Source organism: Rhizobium sp. CB2179 (assembly GCF_057653455.1).
On the sequence record NZ_CM172781.1, the window covers coordinates 46,260 to 58,653 of the forward strand.

Below are 12,394 nucleotides of genomic sequence, written 5' to 3' on the forward strand. Positions count from 1 at the left end.
TCCCAAAAAAACAGGTGCCAACCCTATCCGCGCGCCGCTATAGATGACAACAGCATTTGAGGAAGAGCAAAGCGTCGCCCACAGGACGTTGGAGGATTTATGCCCGATATCGATAAGAAGGACCGGCCGGTGACCTCGGTTACCGACCAGGAGGCGCTCGATTTTCACGCAATGGGCCGGCCCGGCAAGCTGGAGATCAACCCGACCAAGCCGATGGCGACGCAGCGTGACCTCTCGCTTGCCTATTCGCCGGGCGTTGCCGTGCCCGTGAAGGCGATCGCCGCCGATCCGCAGACCGCCTATGATTACACGGCGCGCGGCAATATGGTCGCCGTCATTTCCAACGGCACGGCAATCCTCGGCCTCGGCAATCTCGGCGCGCTGGCGTCCAAGCCCGTCATGGAGGGCAAGGCGGTGCTGTTCAAGCGCTTCGCCGATGTCGATTCCATCGACCTCGAGATCGATACCGAAAATGTCGACGAGTTCATCAACTGCGTGCGCTTCCTCGGTCCTTCCTTCGGCGGCATCAACCTCGAGGATATCAAGGCACCGGATTGTTTCGTCATCGAAAGCCGGCTGCGCGAGCTGATGGACATTCCGGTGTTCCATGACGACCAGCATGGAACGGCGATCATCGCCGCCGCCGGCCTGATCAACGCGCTGGAGCTGACCGGCCGCGACCTGAAGACGACGAAGCTCGTCTGCAACGGCGCGGGTGCTGCGGCGATCGCCTGCGTCGAACTCATCAAGGCGATGGGTTTTGCGCCCGAGAACGTCATCCTCTGCGATACCAAGGGCGTCATCTACCAGGGCCGCACCGAGGGCATGAACCAATGGAAATCGGCGCATGCGGCAAAGACCGACACGCGCACGCTGGAAGAGGCGATGAAAGGCGCGGACGTCGTTTTCGGCCTGTCGCAGCAGGGCGCGTTTTCGGCCAAGATGATCCGCTCGATGGCGGAGCGGCCGATCATCTTCGCCATGGCCAATCCCGATCCCGAGATCACGCCGGAAGAGGTGGCTCGCATCCGCGACGACGCCATCATGGCGACGGGCCGTTCGGACTATCCGAACCAGGTCAACAACGTCCTCGGCTTTCCCTATATCTTCCGCGGCGCTCTCGACGTCCGTGCCTCGACCATCAACGATGCGATGAAGATCGCCGCCGTCAATGCGCTGGCAAACCTTGCCCGCGAGGACGTGCCCGATGACGTGGTTGCCGCCTATCAGGGCAACCGGCCGCGTTTCGGCTCGCAATACATCATCCCCGTTCCCTTCGATCCGCGCCTGATCTCGGCGATCCCGGTCGCGGTGGCGCAAGCCGCGATCGAAAGCGGCGTCGCCCGCAAGGTCATCACCGACATGGCCGGTTATGCCCGCGAGCTTTCGGCGCGCCGCGATCCGATCGCCTCGACGCTTGCCAGCCTCTATGAGCGCGTCCGCCGCCGTCCGAAGCGCATCGTCTTTGCCGAGGCCGAGGAAGAACAGGTCCTGCGTGCGGCGATGTCCTACGCCAACCAGCAGCTCGGCACCGCCATCCTGCTCGGCCGCGAGGACCTGATCCGGGCGACGGCCGAACGCGCCGGCATCGATCTCAACCGGCCGGGCCTCGAAATCGTCAATGCCCGGCTTTCGACCCGGGTCGAGGCCTATATCGACTATCTCTATGCCCGGCTGCAGCGGCACGGTTATCTCCACCGCGACGCCCAGCGGCTGATCCATAACGACCGCAACCACTTCGCCGCCACCATGGTGGCGCTCGGCGATGCCGACGGCATGGTGACGGGCATTACCCGAAACTATTCGACGGCGCTCGAAGATGTGCGCCGCTGCATCGACGAGAAGCCGGGCCACCGCGTCATCGGCGTGTCGCTGGCGCTCTGCCGCGGCCGCACGGTCTTCGTTGCCGATACGGCGGTGCACGACATGCCGACGGCCGAAGAGCTTGCCGATATCGCCGAAGAGGCCGCGGGTCTGGCGCGGCGCATGGGTTATCCGCCGCGTGTCGCCTTGCTGGCTTATTCCACCTTCGGCCATCCCTCGGGCGAACGCTCCGAGCGGGTGCGCGAGGCGGTGAAGATCCTCGACAAGCGCCGCGTCGATTTCGAATATGACGGCGAGATGGCGGCCGATGTCGCCCTGAACCGCAAGGTGATGGAGCAATATCCCTTTTGCCGCCTCTCCGGCCCGGCCAACGTCCTCGTCATGCCGGCCTTCCACTCGGCCTCGATCTCAACCAAGATGCTGCAGGAGCTCGGCGGCTCCACGGTGATCGGCCCGATCCTCGTCGGCCTCGACAAGCCGGTGCAAATCACCTCGATGGGCGCCAAGGACAGCGACATCGTCAACATGGCGGCGATCGCCGCCTACGGGGCGGGTTCGTAAACTACTCCGGCCCACATTATGAGACGGCATTCCGTGCCCGGCCGACTGCCCGTCGGCCGGGCATAAGTTTTCGTGCGCCGTCGCGATGAAGGCTGCTCTTCCGATAAGTCATACTTTTGATACAATAAGCCTATAGGGCGGCATAAATTTGCCCGCAGGGACATTGAAAAACTGCGGGCAATCGATGCGGTTTCGCAGCTCAGTTGTTTAATATCAACCGGTTGGTTCCCCATGCCAGAAAATGCATCCGCCAATTTCACCCCCCGATTTCAGGGGGCAACTTTCGACGATATGGTCGGGGCTCTGACCAAGGGGTTTGGTTCGTTCGACGCATGGCGCGATGGTCGAGACAAACCGCTCGACTGGAAGGTCGGGTTTTGGGGTGATGAAAGCTTGTCGCTGGTCAGCAACCAGGATTCCGGCGGCTGGGGTGCAAGAACGGCCCATGGAACGCCGGAAACTCTGGCAATCATCGTTCCACGCGCTGGTGCTCTCGATGTAACGCTTGGTCGGTCTGTGATCGAAGGGACACCTGGGCGGCTGCTGTTGGCGAACAATCTTGAGCCGGAACGGATTTCCGTGCGGGCAGCGCCGCACCGGTCAGACACACTGAGTCTGAGCTGGACAATCATCGCTCAGACCGTTGCCTCCGTATTGGAGACCCCCCTGATCGGGGCAATGGACTTGGCACCGGTCATTGATCTTTCCACGGCGGCGGGCCGGTTGATCGGCAGTCTCGCCCAAACGATCATCATCGGCATGCGCAACAACGGGCCGCTCCTTGCCTCGCCAATCGCCATGTTGAACCTGACCCAGGCGTTTGCCGATCTGCTGGTGCGCTCGGTTCCTCATCGGCTCTCGCATCTTCTCGACAGGAAAATCCATCTGATCGCACCCCGGCATGTCCGTCGGGCAATTGAATTCATGCATGCAAACATCGCACAGCCGTTGACGATGCAGAGTGTCGCGGAGGCGGCAGGCATTTCCATTCGCGCTCTTGAAAGCGGTTTTCGTGCCTTCAAGGGAACCACACCGGCTGCCTACCTCAGGACGATCCGCTTGCAAGCGGTCCGGGAGGATCTGCGCGATCCTTCAAACCGGCAGCCGTTGCGGGACATCTGCTTGAAGTGGGGATTCTTTCACTTTGGCCGCTTTGCGGCAACCTATCGGGCGGCGTATGGAGAGAACCCGTCGGACACCAGAAGGCGATCCGATCACTAGAGCCTTTCCGGGTTAGATTGAAGCATTCTGTTGGCTGAAACGGAGTCGAATGCTCGACCGGCCGGCGCGCGTCGTAGCCAAGCTCTACGGCCAAGCCCGCCGATCGAGCAGGCGGCCCGTTTCAGCCAACCCGAAGGGCCGGGCATCTTTCCGCCAGGGCAGAGGCGATCGGCTTGGTCGTACCAAGAGGTATGCCCTTCGCCAATCGCCTCTGCCCTGACGAAAACCTGCTCCGGCAGAATGCTGCAATCTGACCAGGAAAGGCTCTAAGGGCACGCCATCGGAGAGGCTGGAATTGGCTTTTCACAGGCAGATGATCGTCTGCGCAGACTAAATTAGCTCGCGAAGCGGCCGGCATCGGCGCCGTAATAATTCAGGTAACGGTCCGAGATGCTGGAGATCGGCAGCACGATCAGCACGTCGGTCGTGTTGAAGGCATGATCGATGACCGCGCTGGAGCCGACCATCGCGCCGAGGCGGAGATAGCCCTTGATCAGCGGCGGCAGAGCCATCAGCGCCCGCTTCGGGTTGATGGCTTCGACCGGCATCAGGTCCATGTTGCGGGCCAGATGCGGCAGCGCCCCGATGGCCCATTCGTTCTTCGCCAGCACATTGTGGTAGAGGAAGGACAGTGCCAGCGCGTGGCTTTCGAGATAGACGCCGGGGAACGAGGCGCAGCCGAACATGGCGCTGACGCCGTGTTTCAGCGCATAGGCCCAGTTGCCCTGCCACAGGAGCTCGACGGTGCGCTTGGTGCGGTATTCCGGCAGCACGCAGGAGCGGCCGAGTTCCATGAAGCGCTTGTCCGGGTGTTTGGCGATGAGGCCCTCGATTTCGAATTCGGAAGCCGAGTAAAAACCGCCATTGGCGATGGCGACATCTTGACGCAACAGCCTGTAGGTGCCGACGATCTGGTCTTCCGGGTCGCCCTCGATCGAGCGGTCGAGAACCAGAAGATGGTCGCAGACAGCGTCATAGGCGTCGACGTCGCGCTGTCGGCGCATGGCATCCAGCGGCAGCTGCGCCTTCATTTCGTCGACGAAGACGCGGTAGCGCACGGCCTGGGCGGCATCGATCTCGCGTGCCGTGCGGGCAAGGCGGGTCTCCAGATTGCCGATGCGGCCGAGGATATCGCCGTCCTTCTGCACAGCCGTCGAGGGCGGTGCAGCCTCCGCGGTGGTGTCACGATTCAGGATGTCGATGGCGGACATGACGATTCTCCCGTTGCCGGCTTATCGACGCCATAAAACACTTCTCTACGACAGGAAAGTGACATTTTGAATTTCCAGGCGCAAGAAACATGCCGGTTCCCGAGGCGCTCACCGCGCCTCTGCCCGGCGGGCGGAAAGGGCGGCAACCGCCTGAACTTCGGTCAGCAGCCGCACCGGATCGACCGGCTTTACCATGACGCGGTTGGCGCCGTTGAGCAAGACCTGGCGGCGCGATTCGTCGCTCTTGTCGGCCGTCAGCACGATCACCGGCACCGAGGCGAGATCGAGCCGCCGCTCGTGGCCGCGCAGGCGTCCGAGCATGTCGATGCCGTTGCCGCCAGGCATCGAGAGGTCGCTGATGATGATATCGGGCCGGGCATTGGCCTCGCAGAGCGCCATGTCGAGCAGGGTCTCGAAATCCTCGACATGGCGCACCTTATGCCCGCCCTTTTCCAGGACGACGCGCACCAGCATGGCATTGATCGGATCGTCCTCGCCGAGCAGGATGCTGAGCCCGCTGGCGGCAACCAGCGTCTCCGCCACCGAAAGGCCGAAGCCCGGCTGGTTGTCGTTGAGCGCGTCGCGCTTCTCCATGCCGCGCATGCGCCCGCGCAGCACGTCGATCAGCGACTGTTCGCGCAGCGGCCGGATCAGCCAGGCATCGAAGAGGTCGAGCGGATGGGCGCTGCGCTCTTCCGGATTGACGAGCAGGACCTTGCGCAGCCCAAGGGCGGCGATTTCGGCGCGATCGGCAAGATGGGCGGAAAATTCCGCCGACATCCGATGGTCGATGATGATATCGGTCGGCCGCCGCCCGCTCTTTGCCAGCTCGAGCAGTGTTGCCCGCGCCGTCTCGCCGTCGCCGACAAGATGGCAGACGCCGCCGAGCGTGGTGATCGTTTCGGCGATGGCGGTGCGCGCCGCACCTGCCGGCGCCAGCAGCACGACGCTGTTGCCTGAAAGCAGCGTGTTTCGCCGGTCGGGGCGCTCGCTGTCGATATCGACAGGGAAGCGGATGGTGAATTCGCTGCCTCGGCCCTTTTCGCTGGCAACCGTCAGCGCGCCATTGAATTCGCGCATGATACGGGCGGAGATGGCAAGGCCGAGGCCGGTCCCGCTGCTCTTGTCGGCAACGCTCCCGCCCTGCTCGAACTCGCCGAAGACGCGCGCCTGCTCCTCCGCCGTCATGCCGGGACCGCTGTCAGTCACGGTGATCGACAGGTCGTCGCCGTCGAGCGACACGCGGATGAAGACGCCGCCGACCTGGGTGAACTTCACCGCATTGCCGATAACGTTGAACAGAACCTGACGCAGCCGCGCCGGGTCGAAGCTCATATTTTCGGGCACGTCGGACGACACGGTGGCGCCGATCTCGATACCCTTTTCATGCGCCCGGTGGGCGAGCATCTCGACGACGCTTTCCAGAAGCTTGCGCAGCGATTCCGAGCGCGGATGCAACGCGAAGCGGCCGACCTCGATGGTGGAGAAATCGAGCAGATCCTCGACGAGCTGCGTCAATGCATGGCCGGACTGGCGGATGTTCGCGAGATAGTTCTGTTGCTCCTGCGTCAACCGCGTCTCCGCGATCAGATGCGTCATGCCGAGGATGCCCGAAAGCGGCGTGCGCACCTCGTGGCTGACGGTGGCAAGCAGCCTCGATTTCGCGGCGCTGTTATATTCGGCCTTCTGGCGGGCTTCCTCGCGGCCCTGCGCGATCAGCCGCTCGTCGGTCACGTCGCGGGCAACGCTTTGCAGCAGCAGGCGGCCGTTCGCCGGGTCGCGGGTAACGACGTCACGCCAGAGGAAGATGCGCTGGCCTTCCGGCGTCGAGATCTCGACATCGTAGCAATGCGGTATCGGACCGGGGCGGAAGGCAAGGCCGATCTCCTCGCAGGTTTTTCCTTCCGGACGCAGCCGCCCGGTCAGGCGGCGAAACGTGTCATTGGCGGAGATGATGCGCCGGTCCATGGTGCGGCTGACCGTGATGTCGCCGAGCACGTCGTGCACGTCGGCAAACAGCTTTGCGCCGCCATTCTCATCCGGCATGGATTGACCGGGGCGCTGCCCGGCCTTGCGCGAGCGAACCATCAGCAGGGCATAACTGGCGATGACGGCCAGGCCAAGGACGACGAGACCGCCCGAAAGCAGCAGCGGATCGCCGGCATGGGCAAGCAGCATCAGGATCGTTGCGGCAAGAAGGCCGGCGCCGCCGAGCCAGTAGAACAGCAGGCGCCGTGTCGGTGCAGGTCCGTCCTGGCGGTCATCGGCGCCCCGGGGTGCCGGTGCGTTCGGTCGTGCGAAGACCGCCTCCATCCGCTTCTCATGCGGCTTGGCGGCGGGTCCACCGAAGGCGGCGGACAATCTTTCCTGCAACTGTCCCAGGTTCTGCATGCTATCTGGATAACATGAGGCCCGTTCCGAATGCCTTCAGGATTTCGATAAGATTTTAGCGGCTGGCCTTTTTCGGCAGCAGCAGCTCGTCGAGAATGACGCAGCCGGCCCCGATGGTGATGAAACTGTCGGCGAGATTGAAGACCGCGAAGGACCAACTCTCGGTGTAGAAAAGAATGTAATCGATCACATGCCCATAAGCGAAGCGGTCGACGAGATTGCCGATCGCGCCGGCGATGATCAGCGCATAACCGAGATGGGCGATCCAGCGATCCTTCGCCGTGCGGTACCACAGCCAGATGACGAAGGCGACGATGATGAGCCGCATGCCGACGATGAACCAGCCGTCCATGCCCGACAGCATCGAAAAGGCGACGCCGAGATTGTAGGTGCGGTAGAGCGCCAGCATCGGAACGACGGGTACGGCCTCCTGTAGCGGCAGGTAATGATCAACGGCGATCTTGACGGCCTGGTCGATGAGAACGGCGACGACGATGAAGAAGAGGATCGGCGCCGGGCGCGAAAACAGCGCCGGGCGTGCATGCGTCTGTTCGGTCATTTGCCCTCGGCAAGTGAGAGGAGATGGCGGCGTGCCTCGAAAAGCATGACGGCGGTGGCGACGGCGAGGTTCAGCGAATCGGCGCGGCCCTGCTGCGGAATGCGGGCAAGCGCGTCGGCCTCCCTGGCCAGCTGCTCCGGCAGGCCGGATTGTTCGTTGCCCATCAGGAGCACGACGGGCTTTTTCCGGTAGTCGATCGTCCGGTAATCGACCGCACCGGCAAGATGCGTCGCGACGACGGAAACGCCGGCCGATTTCCGCCAGGCGATGAATTCCTCGGGCGTCGCCCGCGCGACCGGAACGGCAAAGACCGAGCCCATGGTGGCCCGCACGGTTTCGAGCGAGAAGGGATCAGTCGTTTCTCCGAGAAGTATGATGCCGGAAGCCCCCGCCGCATCGGCCGTGCGGATGATGGTGCCGAGATTGCCGGGGTCGCGCACCCGGTCGAGCGCCACCCATGTCTCGCCGTCGCTCAGTCGGATACCTTTGAGCGGCGTCCAGCGCTGCTCGAAGATGCCGACGACCATCTGCGGGTTGTCGCGGCGGGTGATCGAGGCGATCACCTTTTCGCTGACCTCAAGCACCAGCCCACCCGACGCGACGGTCTTTGCCGCCATCTGCTCGACCAGCGGCTTGCCCTTGGCGGCCTTGGCATAGACCAGCGTGCGGATCGCCCAGCCGAGTTCGATCGCATCGATGATGAGTTTCAGTCCTTCGGCCAGGAAAGTACCGCTTTCCTCGCGCGACTTCTTGTTCGTCAGCGCCTTGATGTCCTTGATGATCGGATTGGCGAGCGAGGTGACTTCCTTCACCTGCCCGACCCTGCGCGGTCCCTGATCGTGGAAGTCCTTGCTCATTTCGGCACCCAGCGGGAAAAGAGGGAGGTGGAGAGCGCGCGGCCCTGCGTCTTGCCGTCGGTGCCGGCCTCGCGGATCACCAACTCGCCGGATTCGACCACGCCGCCGGCGCCACGCATTGTCTCGCGCATCAGCTCATGGATCGAATAGAAGCTGGCGCGGATCGAATAGGCCGTCAGCACCAGGCCCACGGCCTTTGGCGACAGGATCTCGCGGCAGACGTCGAGCATCAGGGGCAGATGCTCGAAGAGATGCCAGACTTCGCCATTGGGGCCACGGCCGAATTTCGGCGGATCGGTGAGGATGATGTCGTATTGGCTGCCGCGGCGTTCCTCGCGCAGGATGAATTTCATCGCATCCTCGCAGATCCAGCGGATCGGCAACTTCTCCATGCGCCCGAGCGCCTGGTTTTCCCGCGCCCAGCCGATCGCCTTCTTCGAGGCGTCGACATGGGTGACCTCGGCGCCGGCAGCGGCGGCAACCAGCGAGGCGACACCGGTATAACCGAAGAGGTTCAGCACCTTCAGCGGCCGGCCGGCCTTTTCGACCTGCTCTTTCATCCAGCTCCAGTGGACGATCTGCTCCGGGAAGACACCGACATGACGGAAGGAGGTAAAGCGACCGAGAAAATCGACACCGAGCAGATTGAGCGGCCAGGTCTCGCCAAGCGCCTCCTTCGGAAAGCGCCAGCGGCCGGCACCTTCCTCGTCGGTATCGCCGGTGAAGGCGGCATCGACCTTTTCCCAGACTTGGGGCGCCAGCGAAGGCCGCCACAGCGCCTGGGCTTCCGGACGGATGATCCGATAGGGGCCGTATTGCTCGAGCTTTTCGCCGTTGCCGCTGTCGATCAGGTGGAAGTCGCCGGCCCCGAGCGATTCGAGAATGACGGGCACGCGCTCAGTCGGCCGCTCGCCGCTGCGTGTCATCAGAGGACGCACGACGGCGGCAGGCACAGCAGCCTCACGCACCGCCTCGCGGGTTGCCGCGGGCTGCGCGACCGGCTTCGGCGGCCGGCCTGCCCGATCGTCCCTGCGATTTTCACCGGAAGGACCTGATGTTTTCTTCTGGCCCGGCCGGCCTTCTCTCTGTTTCAACGTGCTCTTCCGCGTCTCTGTCGGGGTGTGGTATCGGCTTTGTCCGCTGCAGCGCCGCGCGTCTTTTGAAACGCGCAAAGCACATTGCGGCACTTTGAATATGCAGTAGCCCAGAAAAGCCGGGCGGATCAACTGCGCTGCCGGCCAAGCCCGGGCAAGCGGAGAGGGTTCTCCCGGCGCGGCGCCTATTTTACGCCTTCGGAGGCCTGTGTGCGAAGCCAGCTTTCCGCCGCATAGAGGGCCGCGACATGCATCGACTGCATGATGACGGCGCCGGACTGCAGGTCGCCAAGGATGGCAGCTAGATCCGTAAACAGCAGCTCGACCTTCTCTCCGGGGTCGAAAGATGGTTCGCCGGCCCGGCTGAGACCCAGCGCCAGCCAGCTCGTCACCACGTTGCTGTGGCTGGCGGCATTTGGATAGGAGGTGAGCAGCTTGACGAAGGTCGAAGCTTCATAGCCGGTCTCCTCCCGGAGCTCGCGCCGGGCCGCCGCCATCGCCGCATCGCCGGTCTCGCTGTCGCCGGGTTCGAGGCTGCCGGCGACCAGACCGAGCACGATCTCGCCGCGGCCGTGCCGGTATTCCCGCGTCAACAGCACGCGCCCGTCAGGCATCACAGGGATGACGTTGATCCAGTCTGGATAATCGAGCACATGGAATGGCGCGACGACGGTTCCATCGGCGGTGACGCAATCGTCGCTCCGGACCCGGATCCAGCGATCCTCATAGGTGATCCGGCTTGCCGTCACGCTCCAGGGCTTCAGTTCGTCGTTCATCGGCCCATCCCTTGTGTGTCAGATGTGTGTCAGATCGGAACCCGGCAGATAACATTCCGTCCTGCCTTGGCAAAGCGCTTTCGCGCTGGGATAAGATGAGCGAATCGAAGATGGGGCCATCGAATGGATTTCACCGGCGAAGAACGCATCGCCGCGCCGCGGGACATCGTCTGGGCAGCACTCAACGATCCCGAGATCATGCGCGGCTGCATTCCGGGTTGCCAGAGCATCGAGCGGCTGTCGCCTGATGTCTTCGAGGCGACGATCAAGGTCAAGTTCAGCCTGTTGTCCGCCACCTTCCACGGGCTGCTGACGCTTTCCAACGTCGATGCGCCGAAGAGCTATACGCTGTCGGCCGAAGGCAAGGGCGGCCTTGCCGGCTTCGCCAGGGGCAGCGCCGATATCGTGCTTGAGGAAAGGGGTGCCGAGACCATCCTGCACTACCGGTCGAAGGCCGAACTCGGCGGCAGGCTCGCCCAGCTGGGTGCCCGCCTGCTCGATTCGACCTCGCAAAAGCTCGCCGAAGGGTTCTTTTCGGATTTCAATGCCGCGGTCGTCGCGAAGATGGCAGCGGGTTAGGCTTGGCGCGGATTGGAGCTTCGTTTAAATCGGCATGATGACGTGGACCATCAGGCCGCCGCGGGCGGAAGACCAGGAAATGCTTGCGGAGATTTATCTTTCCGTGCGCCGCGAAACATTCGTCTGGGTCGATCCCGGCAAATTCCATCGCGAGGATTTCGCCGCCCATACCAATGGCGAGACAGTCTTCGTCTGCGCGCATGAAAACGGCCGCGTCGCCGGCTTCCTGTCGCTCTGGCCGGAGGACGACTTCATCCACATGCTCTATATCAGCCCTGAATTTCAGGGCCAGGGTGCCGGTAGGGCGCTGCTGCAGGCGCTGCCGGAATGGCCGCAGCACCGGTACCGGCTGAAATGCCTGGTGAAGAACCGGCGGGCAAAGGCGTTCTACCTTTCCCACGGTTTCCACGTGACCGGCAACGGCACCTCGCCTGAGGGCGACTATGAGGAACTGAGCTTTTTTCCGGTTTGACAGCCGCCGGAAGCCAGGCGCCGAACCCGAGCCCATCGAATATTGACCGGTTTACCGCGCCGGCAGCTGCCCGGCGATTTCCTCGGCGCGGTTCTTGTGGCGGTCGGCCTCGCTTTGCCAGCGGATAGCTTCCTTGGCCTCGGTGCGGGCGCGCTTGCGGTGTTTGCCCTGGCTGAACCAGGTGGCGGCCGCCCCGATCAGCATGCCCGCGATCAGCGCGACGACGAGGAAGACGAAGAAGGGCGCGGAAACCGCCAGAACCTGGTCTTCCGGACGGAACGGATTGAAGGCGAGCGTGACGCTCTGCCGGTTGGCGACGCAGAAGACGATGAGGATGACGCCGAGCGGCAGCAGAATCAACAGGTTGACGATCTTCTTGGCCATTTGAGGTCTCCACGCGGCAGATTGCGCCGGTCTTTTTGAGGGGCGCGTTTCATGCTTAGAGCGCCACGCGTCTTTGCAAGACGCGTAAAGCACGATGCGTTACCAGAATAGGAAAACGGCTTTCGAGTTCAAGTGCGGTTTCGCCGCAGGCAGCGACGGTTCAATCCTCTTCGTCGGCCTGGCCGGGATTGAGCCGCTCGCGCAGCTCCTTGCCGGTCTTGAAGAAGGGAACCCACTTCTCCTCGACGAAGACGGTATCGCCGGTCCGCGGGTTGCGGCCGGAGCGCGACGGGCGGTTCTTGACCGAAAAGGCGCCAAAGCCGCGCAATTCGACTCGGTTACCCGCAGCCAGTGCATCCGTGATCTCGTCGAGAACCGCGTTGACGATATTCTCGACGTCGCGATGATAGAGATGCGGGTTGCGTGCCGCAACAATCTGCACCAATTCGGACTTGATCACTTTCG

12 protein-coding genes are annotated in these 12,394 nt (G+C 63.1%); 4 read left to right on the forward strand and 8 right to left on the reverse strand.

The genetic code is table 11. From position 1 onward, the window contains the following. The first annotated feature begins 99 nt into the window (after positions 1–99). Positions 100–2,385: an NADP-dependent malic enzyme gene (locus AC244Q_RS00240; protein WP_012755791.1), complete on the forward strand. Its 2,286-nt coding sequence runs from the start codon at positions 100–102 to the stop codon at positions 2,383–2,385. A 231-nt stretch (positions 2,386–2,616) separates the two neighbouring features. Continuing rightward, complete coding sequence (locus AC244Q_RS00245; RefSeq protein ID WP_128407323.1) at positions 2,617–3,606, forward strand: helix-turn-helix transcriptional regulator; 990 nt, start codon at positions 2,617–2,619, stop codon at positions 3,604–3,606. A gap of 335 nt (positions 3,607–3,941) precedes the next feature. Here AC244Q_RS00245 and olsB read toward each other — a convergent pair whose 3' ends face one another. The 6 genes from olsB to AC244Q_RS00275 all read right to left on the reverse strand — a co-directional run bounded on the left by olsB (position 3,942) and on the right by AC244Q_RS00275 (position 10,494). Next, a complete protein-coding gene (gene olsB, locus AC244Q_RS00250) occupies positions 3,942–4,817 on the reverse strand; it encodes a l-ornithine N(alpha)-acyltransferase (RefSeq protein WP_012755793.1) in 876 nt (291 codons plus the stop codon). 108 nt (positions 4,818–4,925) lie between these two features. Further along, positions 4,926–7,208 carry a PAS domain-containing hybrid sensor histidine kinase/response regulator gene (locus AC244Q_RS00255; protein ID WP_128407324.1) on the reverse strand — a complete coding sequence of 761 codons (2,283 nt, stop codon included), beginning with the start codon at positions 7,206–7,208 and terminating at the stop codon, positions 4,926–4,928. Between the two features lie 55 nt (positions 7,209–7,263). Continuing rightward, positions 7,264–7,767 carry a signal peptidase II gene (gene lspA, locus AC244Q_RS00260; RefSeq protein WP_012755795.1) on the reverse strand — a complete coding sequence of 168 codons (504 nt, stop codon included), beginning with the start codon at positions 7,765–7,767 and terminating at the stop codon, positions 7,264–7,266. Continuing rightward, on the reverse strand, positions 7,764–8,624 hold the full coding sequence (locus AC244Q_RS00265) for a TrmH family RNA methyltransferase (RefSeq protein ID WP_012755796.1): 861 nt from the start codon (positions 8,622–8,624) through the stop codon (positions 7,764–7,766). Before AC244Q_RS00265 ends, lspA begins: the two co-directional genes overlap by 4 nt. Next, the gene (locus tag AC244Q_RS00270; RefSeq protein WP_012755797.1) at positions 8,621–9,718 is read right to left on the reverse strand and encodes a class I SAM-dependent methyltransferase; all 1,098 of its coding nucleotides are present in this window, start codon (positions 9,716–9,718) and stop codon (positions 8,621–8,623) included. The genes AC244Q_RS00265 and AC244Q_RS00270 overlap by 4 nt, the downstream gene beginning before the upstream one ends. Before the next feature lie 185 nt (positions 9,719–9,903). Then, positions 9,904–10,494 (reverse strand): NUDIX hydrolase, encoded by a 591-nt coding sequence (locus AC244Q_RS00275; RefSeq protein ID WP_012755798.1) that lies wholly within the window; start codon positions 10,492–10,494, stop codon positions 9,904–9,906. Between the two features lie 123 nt (positions 10,495–10,617). Between AC244Q_RS00275 and AC244Q_RS00280 the strand changes: the two genes are divergently transcribed. Next, positions 10,618–11,073, forward strand: a complete 456-nt coding sequence (locus tag AC244Q_RS00280; protein WP_012755799.1) for an SRPBCC family protein — start codon at positions 10,618–10,620, stop codon at positions 11,071–11,073. Positions 11,074–11,110: 37 nt separating this feature from the next. Further along, entirely contained in the window at positions 11,111–11,545 is a 435-nt protein-coding gene (locus AC244Q_RS00285) for a GNAT family N-acetyltransferase (protein ID WP_128407340.1), read from the forward strand. Between the two features lie 51 nt (positions 11,546–11,596). On the opposite strand, the gene AC244Q_RS00290 is transcribed toward AC244Q_RS00285, so the two are convergent. Beyond that, positions 11,597–11,929, reverse strand: a complete 333-nt coding sequence (locus tag AC244Q_RS00290; protein ID WP_003544923.1) for a LapA family protein — start codon at positions 11,927–11,929, stop codon at positions 11,597–11,599. Between the two features lie 160 nt (positions 11,930–12,089). Beyond that, positions 12,090–12,389, reverse strand: a complete 300-nt coding sequence (locus AC244Q_RS00295; RefSeq protein WP_003544934.1) for an integration host factor subunit beta — start codon at positions 12,387–12,389, stop codon at positions 12,090–12,092. Positions 12,390–12,394: the final 5 nt, after the last annotated feature.